This is a genomic window from Trebonia kvetii (assembly GCF_007827045.1).
GTDB lineage: Bacteria > Actinomycetota > Actinomycetes > Streptosporangiales > Streptosporangiaceae > Trebonia > Trebonia kvetii.
Genome location: NZ_RPFW01000007.1, coordinates 185,605 through 198,602, shown reverse-complemented (window position 1 = coordinate 198,602; position 12,998 = coordinate 185,605). Strand labels below are relative to the sequence as shown.

The 12,998-nt window shown below is 72.4% G+C and carries 10 protein-coding genes and 2 pseudogenes; 1 reads left to right on the top strand and 11 read right to left on the bottom strand.

The genetic code is table 11. The features are described 5' to 3' along the window. Window positions 1-27: 27 nt before the first annotated feature. From EAS64_RS46345 to EAS64_RS46335, 9 genes and pseudogenes are all read right to left on the bottom strand, one after another. Complete coding sequence (locus tag EAS64_RS46345) at window positions 28-315, bottom strand: mycothiol transferase (protein ID WP_281283363.1); 288 nt, start codon at window positions 313-315, stop codon at window positions 28-30. After that, window positions 285-482: pseudogene (locus tag EAS64_RS47725) on the bottom strand (mycothiol transferase); the annotation flags it as partial. The gene EAS64_RS46345 and the pseudogene EAS64_RS47725, both read right to left, overlap by 31 nt. Beyond that, a complete protein-coding gene (locus EAS64_RS32845; protein WP_222849787.1) occupies window positions 430-3,141 on the bottom strand; it encodes an alpha-L-rhamnosidase in 2,712 nt (903 codons plus the stop codon). The gene EAS64_RS32845 and the pseudogene EAS64_RS47725, both read right to left, overlap by 53 nt. An 8-nt stretch (window positions 3,142-3,149) precedes the next feature. Then, complete coding sequence (locus EAS64_RS32840; protein WP_145859379.1) at window positions 3,150-5,912, bottom strand: glycoside hydrolase family 78 protein; 2,763 nt, start codon at window positions 5,910-5,912, stop codon at window positions 3,150-3,152. Further along, window positions 5,905-7,161: a family 1 glycosylhydrolase gene (locus tag EAS64_RS32835; RefSeq protein ID WP_145859378.1), complete on the bottom strand. Its 1,257-nt coding sequence runs from the start codon at window positions 7,159-7,161 to the stop codon at window positions 5,905-5,907. The genes EAS64_RS32840 and EAS64_RS32835 overlap by 8 nt, the downstream gene beginning before the upstream one ends. Further along, window positions 7,158-8,276 (bottom strand): oligopeptide/dipeptide ABC transporter ATP-binding protein, encoded by a 1,119-nt coding sequence (locus tag EAS64_RS32830; protein WP_145859376.1) that lies wholly within the window; start codon window positions 8,274-8,276, stop codon window positions 7,158-7,160. Before EAS64_RS32830 ends, EAS64_RS32835 begins: the two co-directional genes overlap by 4 nt. After that, window positions 8,273-9,337, bottom strand: a complete 1,065-nt coding sequence (locus EAS64_RS32825; RefSeq protein ID WP_222849786.1) for an ABC transporter ATP-binding protein — start codon at window positions 9,335-9,337, stop codon at window positions 8,273-8,275. The genes EAS64_RS32830 and EAS64_RS32825 overlap by 4 nt, the downstream gene beginning before the upstream one ends. After that, window positions 9,318-10,349 carry an ABC transporter permease gene (locus EAS64_RS46340; protein ID WP_145859373.1) on the bottom strand — a complete coding sequence of 344 codons (1,032 nt, stop codon included), beginning with the start codon at window positions 10,347-10,349 and terminating at the stop codon, window positions 9,318-9,320. The genes EAS64_RS32825 and EAS64_RS46340 overlap by 20 nt, the downstream gene beginning before the upstream one ends. Then, window positions 10,346-10,759, bottom strand: coding sequence for an ABC transporter permease subunit (locus EAS64_RS46335; protein ID WP_246115975.1), 414 nt, complete (start codon window positions 10,757-10,759; stop codon window positions 10,346-10,348). Before EAS64_RS46335 ends, EAS64_RS46340 begins: the two co-directional genes overlap by 4 nt. An 89-nt stretch (window positions 10,760-10,848) precedes the next feature. Here EAS64_RS46335 and EAS64_RS46330 point away from each other — a divergent pair, with 89 nt between their 5' ends. After that, window positions 10,849-11,082, top strand: a complete 234-nt coding sequence (locus tag EAS64_RS46330) for a hypothetical protein (protein WP_246115974.1) — start codon at window positions 10,849-10,851, stop codon at window positions 11,080-11,082. Here EAS64_RS46330 and EAS64_RS47720 read toward each other — a convergent pair. Next, window positions 11,046-11,291, bottom strand: a pseudogene (locus EAS64_RS47720) (hypothetical protein); the annotation flags it as partial. The gene EAS64_RS46330 and the pseudogene EAS64_RS47720 overlap by 37 nt on opposite strands. 99 nt (window positions 11,292-11,390) lie before the next feature. Further along, entirely contained in the window at window positions 11,391-12,968 is a 1,578-nt protein-coding gene (locus EAS64_RS32810) for an ABC transporter substrate-binding protein (protein WP_145859371.1), read from the bottom strand. Window positions 12,969-12,998: the final 30 nt, after the last annotated feature.

Sequence of the window (12,998 nt, the reverse complement as noted above, 5' to 3'; positions counted from 1 at the left end):
GGTTGGTGCACGGGCTTTGCCCTCTTGTTATTGCCCGACCCGGCCGTCGATGCATTCGCGCAGCAGGTCAGCGTGTCCGCAGTGGCGGGCGTACTCCTCGATCCGGTGAACCCACATCTCCCGGACGGCGATGCCGTCGCGGCCTACTCGCGTGCCCAGGTCCGAGTACCCGCCCAGCACCGCATCGGTTGCCGCCTGCTCGCGGGCAAGGTCAGCGAACGCGCCATCGGCCAGCACCTGATCCGCGACCGCTCCGCCAAAGGCGGCGTCACCCGCCCGTACAGTTTCGGTGCCGGATCTCCAGGCGCGATCCAGTTGCGCCAGTCCCGTTCTGCCTCGGCAAGATGACGGAGCAAGCCCAGCAGGGACATGGTCGACGGTGGCACCGACCGGCGCGCCAGCTGCCCCGGGTCGCGGCCGAAGCCAGTGCTAGCTCGCGGGAACCGTGAACTCGTGCCGGCCAGGCCCGGCGGCCATTTCACAGCCGCCGGCCCGCACCAGGGCCGAAGTGCCGGGCGGCACGAGCACCCGCAGCCTCAGCACGCCATCATGAATCGCCCAGGACGACTCGATCCGGCCGTACGGCGACTCGTGCGCGGCCGAAGCGGAGGTCAGCCCGCCCCCCGTCACCGGCTCGACAACGAAGGACCGGTAAGCGGGGGAGTCGCCAAGCCTGATGCCCGCCACGTACCGGTGCAGGAAGTCGATCACGGCCCCCTTGGAGTAGTGGTTCAGCGACTCGTGCGGCACCCCGTCGGCGTCGATCCCCTCCCACGATTCCCAGACGGTCGTCGCACCGCGGTCCGTCATGGTCAGCCAGGATGGCGGCGTGTCCGCGAGCAGCAGTTCGTAGGCCAGCCCGGCCTGCCCGTGCTCGGCGAGTACCGGGAGCAGGTACGGCGTGGACAGGAACCCGGTCCCCAGCCGCGTCCCCGCCGACCGGATGAGTGCGGCCAGCCGGCCGGCCGCGGCGTCCCGCAGGCCGGAGGGCACAAGCCCGAACGCCAGCCCGCGCACCAGGTTCGGCTGGTCACCGGGGAGGATCTGCCCGTCGGCCCCGATGAATTCCCGCTGCCAGGCGTCCCGCACCAACTCGGCGAGCGCGGCATAACGCGAGGCGTCCGCAGGCCTGCCAAGCACAGCGGCGATCGAGGCAAGCAGCGATGCGGAGCGGAAGTAGTACGCGGTCGCGACGTGTCCCTTGTCGACGGCCTGATACGCGGCCATGTCGGCGATCTCCTCGCCGGGCACCTTCCACTCGCCGAAGTGGAACCCGGTGTCCCATAGGTAACGCTCGTGCGGGGCGGCCGCTCCCGGGCGCGCAACCCGCGACGGGTGCCGCGAGCCGGCGGCCGCCTGCTCCACGTAGCGGAGCCAGGCGGTCATCGACGCCCACTGCTCCTCGAGGATCGCGGCGTCGCCGTACGCGCGGTACAACTCCCACGGCACGATCACCGCGGTGTCGCCCCAGCCGGCCGAGCCATGCCAGCCGCCGACCGGGCCCTTCCACCCCTCGGACCGCGGCAGCGGCGACATGTTCGCGACCACGCCGTCCGACCGCTGGTCGGCGGCCAGGTCGCGCAGCCACTTCACCGAGAACCCGGCCACGTCGTAGACGAACGCGGCGGCCGGGAGGAAGAGCTGCCAGTCGCCCGTCCAGCCGGCCCGCTCCCTGGTCGGGCAGTCGGTGGGGATGTCGCAGGCGTTGTCCCGCAAGCTCCACACCGCGGCGTCGTGGAACCGGTTCACCCGGACGTCGCTGCACGAGAACCACCCGGTACGGCGCATGTCGGTGTGCACCAGCACGCCGCTGACGGAGTCGGGGGAGAGGTCACCCGGGTATCCGTCGACGCGCGCGTACTGGAAGCCGTGGGTGGTGTGCCGCGGTTCGAAGGCGGGGGAACGCCCGTCGGACACCACCGTGTCCACCTGCCCGGCAGGCAGCGGATGCGGCAGGAACGGGAACGCGGGCCGCATGTGCTCCGCCGTCACGTCGCCATCAGGCCCGAGCCACTCGGCGTGCGTCAGCGTGATCTCGGTACCGGCCGGCCCAAGACCAGACTCCCCAAGACAGGACAGCCGCAACCAGCCGTTGATGTTCTGCCCGAGGTCGACGACCTGCCGGCCCGCCCCGATCCTGGAGACCGAGACCGGCCTGATCTCCGCCACCCGCCGCACCGGCGGCGCCGGCGACCACACCAGCCGGTCAAAGCCATGATCGCCCACCCGCACCGGCCGCCAGCCCCCGTCGAGATCACCGCGCCCGGCAAGCCGCAGGTCAGTGCGCTGCCCCTCGATCAGGTCGGCGGCGAGCACGTGCGACACCCGGCTCTCCCAGGACGCCCCGGTCCCGGTCACCTGCGTGGTCCCGTCCGCGTAGCGCACGCGCAACTGCGCGAGGAAGGCCGTCTCGGTGCCCCACTGGTCGGCGGAACGCAGCGCCCCCACCTGCCCGCGCCACCACCCGTCGCTCAGCAGCGCGGAGATCTCCGTCGTCCCGGAGCTGAGCAGCCCGGTTACGTCGTACGCCTGCACTTGGAGCCGCGCGTCGTACTGGGTGAACCCCGGCGTCAGCTCCAGGTCGCCGACCCGCACCCCGCCGAGGAACACCTCGTAGAGCCCGTGCGCGGTCGCGTACAACCGCGCGCTGACGACCGGAACTGAAGGCCGCAACGTCACGAAGGAGCGGAGCGAGCAGGCGGGCCGCTGCCCGGCCGGCGCCATCGGGTCCGAGTCCGGCGAAACCCAGTCGGCGAAACCCGCCCAGTCCGCGGCAGACAGCAGCCCGGTCTCCACGCTCAGCGGCTCCGACCAGGGACTCTCGCCAAGGTCGGTCCGCACCGCGACCCGCACGGTGACCCGCTCCGCCGACCCGAGCGGACCGAACGGCCACGGCACGAGCACGCTGTCCGCGCCGTCGATCCACCCGCTGTCACTCCCGCAGCCAAGAGCGCCGTCACCGCCGTCACCGCCAGCGGAGGCCCGCAGCCGGTACGCCGACTGCCCGGCCGCGCCGGCCGGCAGCAGCCACGACAGCCGCGGCCGTCGCTCCCCGATGCCGAACGGCTGGCTGAGGTGCTCGGCCCGCAGCCCGCCAGCCGCGGTGCGCTCCTCTTCATCCCGAACGGTTGCGTGTTCCACCCGCCCCGTCACTGTTCCCCCTGGTGCGGGGCGGCCTCATGCGGGGCTGCCTCATGCGGGGCGTCGCTCTCCGGCGGGATCCGGGATAGGCGCCATTCCGGGTCGTCAGCCACGTCCCGGTACGCACAGCGGAACTCATGCCGCCCAGGCCCGGCCGTCACCGGCGAGGCCCCGGGCAGCACCACGTCCGCCGTCGTGCCGGCCGGCACGGTGATGTCTACGGTCAGCCGCCCGTCGGCACGCCGCCAGGACACTTCGGCGAGGCCGTACGGCGTCTGGTGCGCGGTCCGCGCCCAGGTCAGGCCGCCGCCGGGCCGCGGCTCGACCCGCAGCCGCCGGTAGCCGGGCTCGGCGGGGGCGAGCCCGCCGATCACCCGGTGCATCCAGTCCGCGACCGCGCCGAGTGCGTAGTGGTTGAACGACGTCATCGCGCCCGGGTTGACAGTCCCGTCCGGCAGCAGGGAGTCCCAGCGCTCCCAGATCGTGGTCGCGCCCATCGTCACCGGGTACAGCCAGGACGGGCATTCGGTCTGCCGCAGCAGCAGGTAAGCGTCGTCGACGGCGCCCGCGTCGGTCAGCGCGTCGCAGATCAGCGGGGTGCCGAGGAAGCCGGTCGCCACGTGATGCCCCGCAGCACGGACCAGCGAAACCAGGCGCTCGCCGGCCAGCGAACGCTGCTCGGCATCGCGCAGCAGGCCGAACCGCAGCGCGAGCGCGTAAGCCGTCTGCGAATCGCTGACCACCCGGCCGCGCGGTGTCACGTACGCGTCGCGGAACGCCTGCCGCACCCCTTCGGCGAGTTCCGCGTACCTCGCGGCGTCAGAGTCCTCGCCGAGCACCGCGGCGATCCGCGCGAGCAGTTCCGCCGTGTGCACCCGGTACGCGGTCGCCACCAGGTGCGGGTCGGTGGTCGCCGCCCACGGCTTGTCCGGCGGGGCGGCCGGGTCGAGCCAGTCGCCCAGCTGCATGGCCGGCCGGTCGAACAGCGTGCCGGGCCCGAGCAGGTCGGTCAGCCCGTCCACCCAGGCCCGCATGCTGTCGTACTGCCGCCGCAGTACCCCGGCGTCGCCGAACCGCTGGTAGGCCACCCAGGGGACGATCACCGCCGCGTCGCTCCAGCCGGCGGTCGGCGCGGGTTCCTTGAACGGCCCCGGGAAGTCGACCCGCGGCACGAACAGCGGCACCGTCCCCTCCGCCGTCTGGTCCGCCGCCAGGTCGCCGAGCCAGGAGGTGAGGAAGCCCGCGCAGTCGTACAGGTAGGCGGCGGTCGGCGCGAACACCTGGAGGTCGCCTGTCCAGCCGAGCCGCTCGTCACGCTGCGGGCAGTCGGTCGGCACGTCGGTGAAGTTGCCCCGCATGCCCCACACGACGTTGCCGTGCAGCCGGGTGAGCAGCTCGTCGGAGCAGGAAAACCAGCCGGTTCGCGCCATGTCCGAGTGGTAGACGACGGCGACCGCGGTCAGCTCGTCGTAGCCGCCCGACACCTCGGCATAGCGGAAGCCGTGGATGGTGAACTCAGGCTCCCACTCCTCCACGCCGGGTGCGCCGCCGGCACCGCCATCGCCCGCGGAACCGCGCAGCGTGTAGCGATCCGTGGCCTTCGCGGTCCGCAGCGGCCCGATCGCGAGCCCGCCGTCGGCGTCGAGCACCTCTGCGTGCCTGATGGTGACCGTCGCGCCGCGTCGCCCGCGCACCCTGATCCGCAGCCGTCCGACCAGGTTCTGCCCGAAGTCGAGCACGGCCGAGCCGGCTGGCGTGACGGTCGTCGAGCGGACGGCGAGCCCCTCCGTGGCGCGCACCGCCGGCCCGTCCGGCGCCACCAGGGTGGACAGGTCGACCGAGCCGGAGCGGACGAGGGACCAGCCCGAGTCGTCGAACCCGGGCTGCGACCAGCCGGGCACCTCACGGGTCGCGTCGTAGTGCTCGCCGTCGTACAGGTCGGCAGCTCGCACCGGCCCGGTCGCGCAGCGCCAGCTCCCGTCGCTGCCGAGCACCGTCCGGCTGCCGTCCGTGCCGGTGATCTCGAGCTGCGCGAGCACGCCGAGCGAGGTCCCGTAGGTGTCCCGCGCGCCGGGGACGAAGCCGAGCCTGCCGCGCCACCAGCCGTCGGCGGCCGTGAAGCCGATCGCGTTCGCCCCGGCCCGTAGCAGGTCGGTCACGTCGTAGGCCTGGTAGCGCAGCCGGTGGTGGTAGCTGGTCCAGCCGGGCGCCAGGGCGTCGTCGCCGACCCGGCGGCCGTTGATCTCCGCGACATAGATCCCGTGCGCGGTCGCGTAGAGCCGGGCCGATGCGATGCCGCCTGGCACCGTGAACGAATGACGGAACAGCGCGGCGGGACCGCGCTCGTCGCGTGACGGCTCGATCAGCGACGCCTGCCAGCAGCCGGCGTCCAGGCCGCGCTCCACGACGGCGGGGTCACTCCAGTCGGACACGCGGCCGTCCTCGCCGGTGACCCGCACCCGCACCGTCCGCGCCTGGCGGGGTGCGAGTGGCGTCGCCGGCCAGGGCACAAGCACCGAATCCGGCGACGCGACCCGGAACACCTCGTCGCCGATCGCCAGCTCGTAGGCCGCCTGCCGCCAGCCCGGCTTCGCGGCCCCGGAGCAGCCGGCCGACGGTCCCGCGAAGTCGTCTGCGGGCCCCGCGAAGCCTTCCGCGGGCCCCGCGAAGTCTTCCGATGGCAGAGCCTGCCAGGACAGCCGGGGTGCCGCCTCGCCAATGCCGAGTGCCTCCCGGTGGTGCTCGAAGCGGACCGGGGAGAGCTCATCCACGCCGGTCCCCCCTGGCTGACAATTCAGTCACGAGCGCCGCGTACACGCCGGCGCTCGGCTTGGCGGTGCGCACGAACGTCTCCCGGTCAACAGAATGCAGCCCGAGCTGCTCGCCGTAGCCGAAGATCCACTCGTAGTTGTCCATCAGCGTCCAGTGGTGGTAGCCGAGCACCGGCACCCCGTCGGCCATCGCCTCGCGCAGCCCGCGCAGCGACGGCTCGATGAACGCGGCACGCTCCGCGTCGTCGTGCGTCTGCATGCCGTGCTCGGTGACAAGCACCGGCACCCCGGTCGCCTGGTGCGCGTACCGCGCGCAGGAGCCGAGCGACGCGGGGTCGCGCCCGCTCATCGGCCCGCCGAGCGCGGGTGTCCCGTCCGGGTTGACCCGCCGCTGCGCGTCGTAATAGTGCCGCTCGTAGTTCTGGATGGCGATGAAGTCGTCCTCGCGGGCCAGGTCGAGCCAGCGCTGGTAGACCTCGGCCCGCTTGCCGTCCCGCAGGCTCGGGTCGTCGCCGCACACCTGGTCGTCCACGATGGCGAGGGCGAAGCCGACGGGCAGCTCGGGCCGCCGCGCCTTGATCGCGGCCCGCGCGGCGCGGTGCCCGGCGGTCATCCCGTCGCAGATCGCGTCCCGTTCCTCGGGCAGGACCAGGTTGCTCATCCGGTACCGCGGCACCCCCGCGGCCAGGCTCGCCGCCTCCAGGGTGGCGCGCTCCAGGTCGCGGACGAACGGCGGTAGCCCGGACCAGGCGAGCATGGCGGGCAGGTCAGGCTCGTTCAGCGTGACCGCGCAGGCGATCAGCTCGCCGAACGCGTCCATCACCCGGTCGCAGTACCTGGCGAACAGGGCGGGCGCCTCCGGGTCGAGCCACCCGCCGCGCTTCGCGAACCAGTGCGGCGAGGTGAAGTGGTTGAACGTCACCACGGGAGCGAGGCCGAGCTCGGCGCAGTAGCGGGCCATCGCCGCGTAGTGCTCGAGCGCCGCGGCGGAGAACTCGCCCTCGGCCGGCTCGACCCGCGCCCACTCGACGGAGAACCGGTAGGCGTTGAGGTTCATCCCCGCGGCCAGGTCGATGTCCTCGCGCCACAGTTCCCAGCCGTTGCACGCGCGGCCCGAGCGCTCGCGGAACACGGTCGGCTGCACGTGCTCGGCGAACCAGGTGTCGCTGTCGGTGTTGCCGCCCTCGTTCTGGTGCCCGGCGCTGGCGACGCCCCACAGGAAGCCGTTGGGAAACTGCTGCACAGTCATCTCCATAAGAAGAGTGAAAGGAAATCGGATAAGGAACGGTTGCCGCTGACTCCGGCCGCCGGACGCATTCCCGCGGCCTGGCCGGCGTGATGGCAGGCGACGACCCACCCCGCACCGGAGGTGGCGCTGTCGACGGCCGGAGTAAGCGGAACCCGTTCGGTACGGCAAACGTCGGTGACCAGCGGACAGCGGGTCGCGAACGGGCAGCCGCCGGCGGCGGTCGGCGTGGCGCCCGCGGTGCCGATGCCGAGCGCCTCGCGGGCGGCGCGGCGGCGGGCCTGCTCGGCGGGCTGCGGCACCGGGGCCGCGGCGGTCAGGGCGATGGTGTACGGGTGCCCCGGCCGCTGGGTGACCTCCTCGATAGGGCCGGACTCCATCACCTGGCCGCGGTAGAGCACCACCGCCCGCTGGGCGAGGAACCGGACGACGCCGAGGTCGTGCGCGATGAACAGCAGCGCGAGACCGCGAGCGTCGCGCAGGTCGGCGAGCAGGTTGAGCACCTGAGCCTGAGTCGAGACGTCGAGAGAGCTGACCGGCTCGTCGAGCACGATGACCTGCGGGTCGCAGACCAGGGCCCTGGCGATCGCGATCCGTTGCCGCTGCCCGCCGGAGAACTGCGCTGGGTAGCGGTCGATCGCGTCGGCGGGCAGGCCGACCGCGGCGAGCGCCTCGGCGGCCCGCGGGCGGTGCTGATCCTTCGGCACCCGCAGCACCCGCAGCGGCTCGGTGAGCGTCTTGCCGATGGTTTGCGCCGGGTTGAGCGAGGAGTACGGGTCCTGGAACACCACGCGCAGGTCGATCGCCGTGACCCGGCGCTGCCGCAGCGACGCCCTGGTGATGTCGCTGCCGTGCAGCAGCACCTGACCCGCGGAGGCCGGCTGAAGACCGAGGATGGCCTTGCCGATCGTCGACTTGCCCGAGCCGGACTCGCCGACCAGGCCGAGGGTCTCGCCGGGGGCGATGTCGAAGGACACGCCGTCCACGGCGGGCGACGTTTTGGCAGTGCCTCCGAAGCGGACAGGGCGGCCGTAGCGGACGGTGAGATCGCGGACCTCGAGGGCCGGGCCGGCCGCTGCGGTGCCGGACGGGGCGGGAGCGGGGACGGCGGTGCTCATGAGGGGACTCCGGGCTCGACGGGACGCGTTTCTCGCAGCGGTTGCGGTGAGCGAAGCGGGTGGACGCAGCGGACCGCCCCCGTGCCGTGCGCCCCTGTGCTGTGCATCGGGGTGAGCGGCACTGGCTGAGCGCACGCCTCGGTCGCCAGTGCGCATCGGCCGGCGAACCGGCAGCCGGCCGGCCAGTCGGCGGGCGCGGGCACGGTACCGGGGATCGAGGCGAGCCGCTCAGGCACCGGCAGGCCCTCGGCGACGTGCGGGTTGGCGCCAAGCAGCGCCGCGGTGTAGGGGTGGCTGGGCTGGCCGAGCACCGTCTCGACAGTGCCCGACTCCACGACCTGGCCCGCGTACATGACGGCCACCTCATCCGCCAGGTCGGCGATGACGCCGAGGTCGTGGCTGACGATGATGACGGACAGGCCGCGGGAGCGGACCAGGGAGCGGAGCAGGCTGAGGATCTCCGCCTGCACGGTCACGTCGAGTGCGGTGGTTGGCTCGTCGGCGATGAGCAGCTTCGGCGACCCGGTAAGCGCGAGCGCGATGCAGACCCGCTGCGCCATGCCGCCAGACAGCTGATGCGGGTAGCTGCGCAGCACCCGCTTTGCGTCGACGATGCCGACCTGGCGGAGCAGTTCCGCGGCGATCCGCCGCGGCTCGGCGCGGCCTACCCTCTGCCCGCCAGCACTGCGGAACCTGCGGATCGGCTGGGTGAGCTGGTAGCCGACGCTGAACATCGGGTCGAGTGCGACCATCGGCTCCTGGGAGATCAGCGCGATCTCGCGGCCCCGGACGGCGCGCAGCTCACGTTCGGTCAGTGCGGTGAGATCTCGTCCGCGGAAATCGATCGTCCCGCCGGTTACCGCCACTCCTTCTGGCAGCAGCCCGAGCAGGGCGCGCGCGGTCATCGTCTTGCCGCAGCCGGACTCGCCGACGAGGCCGAGCACCGTCCCCTCGTGCACCGCGAACGAGACGCCGGTCACCAGGTCCGGTCCGCCCGCCACCGAGACGGTGAGGTCGCGCACGTCGAGCAGCGCACCGGGATCAGCCGTCGGCTCGCCCACCGCGACACCGGAAACTGTCGCACCTCCCGTACCTGTAACACCATCTACCAACCAGAACGCGAGCTCCGGTGTGCCCGGCCCCGGCCGGACGGCGCTTCCCCCGCTCGGGGGCGGAGGGCCGCAGGCGCACCCGCTCGCGCTCGCCGCCGCCGGTGCCGACGGCGTCGGCGAGCACGTTGGCGGCGATGACGGTCAACGCGAGCACCAGGCCGGTCGGCACCATGAGCCACGGGTCGTCGTAGATGTGCTGCGACGCGGCGGCGATCAGCCCGCCCCAGCTGGGGGAGGGGACCGAGGGGCCGAAGCCCATGAAGGCCAGGCCGGCCTCGATGAGCACGCCGATCGCGAACAGCTGCGCCGCCTGCACCGCGATCGCGGTGAGCATGCCTGGCAGCACGTGCCTGAGGTTGACCTGGGCCGACGACACGCCGTTCACCCGGGCCGCGTCCACGTAGAGCCGGGTGCGCAGCGACTGCGCCTGGATGAGGAACACCCGGTACACCGGCGCGCTGAGCAGCACGCCAAGGACGGTCATGATCGCCCAGGGATGCACGCCGACCGCCCCGACGAAGGCGAGCAGGATGACGATCGCCGGCAGCGCGAGCAGCAGTTCGGCGAACCGGCTAGACCCGCGCTCCACCCAGCGGCCGTGCTCGGCCGCGGCGAGCGCCAGCGGGATGCCGATGCCGAAGGCGACGACGACCGCGAGCAGCGCCGGGCCGACCGAGATCCAGCTGCCCGCCGCGATGCGGGTCAGCACGTCACGGCCGAGTTCGTCGGTGCCGAGCCAGTGACTGCCCGACGGGCCTGCCAGGGTGTGCGCCGAATCCTGGGCGTCGGTCTGGTACGGCTCCCACCACGCGGCGGTGAGCGACGCGAGCAGCAGCAGCACGAGCCAGCCGGCCGCCAGCAGTCCGCCGCCGCGCAGTGCCCTGCCGGTCCGGCGGAGGGCGTGCCCGCGAGCCGGGACGGTGGTCGCGGTGCTTGCCGGGCTAACGGGCGAGGCGGTCATGCGGTACGCACCTTGGGGTCGAGGGCGGCGAGCACCAGGTCGAGCACCAGGTTGGTGATGACCACGACGACGGTGGCGATGATCACGACGCCCTGCACGGCCGGGAGGTCGTTGTTGCCGATCGCGTTCGACGCGGCCTGGCCGAGGCCGGGCAGCGCGAAGAGCTGCTCGATGACCACCGAGCCGCCGAACAGCGCGATGAACTGGATGCCGAGGACAGAGACCACCGGCGCGCCGGCGAAGCGCAGCGCGTGCACGTAGCGGATCCGCCACGGCGGGGTGCCGAGCGCGTGCAGCGTCCTGATGTGCTCCTGCCGCAGCGCCGAGACCATCCCGGTGCGGGTGGTGCGCGCGATGATCGCCGTGCCGGTGATGGCCAGGGTGACGACCGGGAGCGCCAGGCTCTGCAAGTACTGGCCCGGTGACGCGCTGAACGCGATGTAGCCGGTGGCGGGCGGGCAACAGGCCCGCCTTGATCGCGATCAGGTAGACGAGCAGGATGCCGATCCAGAACTGGGGCAGCGACAGCGCGATGCCGCCGCCGACGGTGACCACCCGGTCGACCACGCCGCCGCGTACCGCGGCGGCGACGCCGATCGCCGTGCCGAGGATGCCGCTGAGCAGCGTGGCGAAGACGGCGATGGAGGCGGTGACCGGCAGCCGGCTCGTCAGGTCGGACCAGATGTTGTGCCCGTCGATGAGCGAGACGCCGAGATTCCCCTGTACCGCGTGACCGAGCCAGGTCAGGTACTGCGTGACAAGCGGCTGGTCCCAGCCGAGGCGGAGGTTTTCCTTGGCGATCAGGGCCGGAGTGGCCCCGGCGCCGGCCGTGATCGCCCCCGGGGTGCTGCCGGAGGCGTGCACAAGCAGGAAGCTCACCACGCTCGCCGCCAGGACGGTGGCGACGGCGAAGGCGAGCCGGCGGGCGACGTAGGTGAGCATGTCACGTCCCTTCTCTGGTTTCGCGCTGTGGTGCGCCAGGCGGCCGCGGGGTTTGCGCGAGGCCGCGGTACTCGCGGCCGCCTGGGCGGGCGGGTGACGTCAGGCTGCGGCGGGCCGCAGCGACGTCAGCAGCGGGTAGCCGTCCTGGCCGGGGAAGACCGGCTTGGCGACCTTCTTGGCGTTGTAGCCGACGTAGGCGTACTGCTCGGTGACCGGAATCACCCATCCCTCGTCGATAAGCGCGTCGTTCAGCTTCTTGAGCGCCGCCGGGTAGCCGTCGCCCGTCGCGTTGGACGCGGCGCCGAGCGCGGCCCCGATCACCGGGTCGCTCGCCCGGTGCGGATTGGCGAAGCCGCCGACGAGCACGCCGGCCGTGATGCCGATCTCGCTGGCCCAGGTCAGCGGGATGAAGCCCATCGGCTGGGTGTTGACGGCGGCGAAGAGCTGCGCGGTGGAGGTGGTCTCGGTGATGTTCATCGTGACGCCGATCGCGGCGAACTCCTTCTGCAGGAACTCCATCTGTACCTCGTCGGTCGGTGAGGATGTGATGGTGAGCGAGAAGCCATGCGGGTAACCCGCCTGGGCGAGCAGCTGCTTGGCCTTCGTGTCGCTGAAGGCGTAGGTGGTCTCGAGCGCCGGGTCGTAGCCGGGTGAGGCCTGCGGGAAGGCGTTCGCCGTCGGGTGGCTGCCCTTGGCGAGGGCGTTCGCGAACGCCGCGCGGTCGATGGCGTAGCTGAGCGCGAGCCGCGCGTCCTTGCTGCCGAACGCCTTGGCGGTGACGCCGGTCTTGTCGAAGATCAGCAGCGTCTGGATGGTGCCGCCGTTCTTGGCCAGCGTGACGCCGTTGGACTGGGCCGTCGCCGCGGTGGAGGCGTCCAGCATGGAGACGTCGGTCTGCCCGGAGATCTGCGCGTTGACCCGGGCCTGCTTGTCGAGGAACGCCTTGTAGACGATCGTCGTGTAGGGGTAGGCCGAGGCGGCGGCGCCGGCCTTCCTGGTCATCGTGTAGCTACTGCCCGCGACGGCCTGCCCCAGCGTGTACGGGCCGGAGCCGTCGGGGGTGGTCTGCAGGCCGGCCGGGTCGCTGACGCCCTTCTGGCCGATGATCATGCCGGGCTCGCCCGCCAGGTTGGTCTGGAAGGTGGCCTGCGGCGCGGCGAAGTTCAGCACGACGGTGCCGGCGTCCGGAGCCGTGACGCTTGCGATCTCCTCGGCGCCGCCCTTGGCGAAGGCGCCGTAGGACTGGAGCTTGGCGTTGCTGCGCCGGTCCAGGTTCTCCTTGACGAGCTGTCCGGTCAGCTTCGACCCGTCGGTGAAGGTGACGCCGGACTTGAGCTTCAGCGTCAGCTGGGTCTTCTTGGCGTTATAGCTGAAGCTGGTGACGAGCTGCGGCGCGACGCCGCCGTTCGCCGTCTGGACGAACAGTGACTGGTACAGGGGTTCGTAGAACAGCCGCTGCCCGCCCGCGTACAGCAGCGGGTCGTAGCCCTGGGGCGCGGGGTCTGAGTCATATCCGATGGTCAGCGTCTGGCTCGGCGTGCCGCTGCCGCTTGCGCCGCTGCCGCTTGCGCCGCTGCCGCTTGCGCCGCTGCTCGCCGCGCTGCCGCACGCCGTCAGTGACAGGGCGGCGACGGTCAGCACGCTGACGCCGATGCGCTTGAAGGGGGAGCCGGTCATCGAGGCCTCTCGGGGTTTTCATGCCGGGCG

Coding starts and splice junctions, on each gene's coding strand:
- EAS64_RS46340 (WP_145859373.1), bottom strand. CDS start 10,349: ATGACCGCCTCGCCCGTTAGCCCGGCAAGCACCGCGACCACCGTCCCG.
- EAS64_RS32810 (WP_145859371.1), bottom strand. CDS start 12,968: ATGACCGGCTCCCCCTTCAAGCGCATCGGCGTCAGCGTGCTGACCGTC.
- EAS64_RS32830 (WP_145859376.1), bottom strand. CDS start 8,276: ATGAGCACCGCCGTCCCCGCTCCCGCCCCGTCCGGCACCGCAGCGGCC.
- EAS64_RS46330 (WP_246115974.1), top strand. CDS start 10,849: ATGCCGATCCAGAACTGGGGCAGCGACAGCGCGATGCCGCCGCCGACG.
- EAS64_RS32835 (WP_145859378.1), bottom strand. CDS start 7,161: ATGACTGTGCAGCAGTTTCCCAACGGCTTCCTGTGGGGCGTCGCCAGC.